1 protein-coding gene is annotated in these 283 nt (G+C 50.2%); it reads left to right on the top strand.

Features of this window, described 5'->3' with window-relative positions:
• A partial coding sequence (locus ACNKXV_RS14585) for a hypothetical protein (RefSeq protein ID WP_417908422.1) occupies positions 1 to 283 on the top strand: 283 nt, incomplete at both ends.

The raw sequence follows: 283 nt of genomic DNA on the forward strand, positions 1-283 counted from the left end.
GAGAGATCAATGATCCGAAAATCACAGCAGGCGACCCCTACCCTTTCCAAGGGGAAAGCAATCCTTACCTCAACCTGCTGAACAAAAACAAGCAAACGGTAGCAGCCCTTTCTCCTGAAGATCTAAAAGCAGGTTTGGATGAAAAATTCCTAGCAGATTTCCAAAGCGGCACCACCTCAGTACAAACTGCAGATGCGGAAGGATGGGTCGTGTCTGTGACTCCATCTGGTGGATGGATTCCGGCAGTCATTGCCGGAAATACCGGCGTAGGCCTCTCTCAACG

Origin of the sequence: Christiangramia aquimixticola (assembly GCF_048285835.1) — a bacterium.
Classification (GTDB): Bacteria; Bacteroidota; Bacteroidia; order Flavobacteriales; family Flavobacteriaceae; genus Christiangramia; species Christiangramia aquimixticola.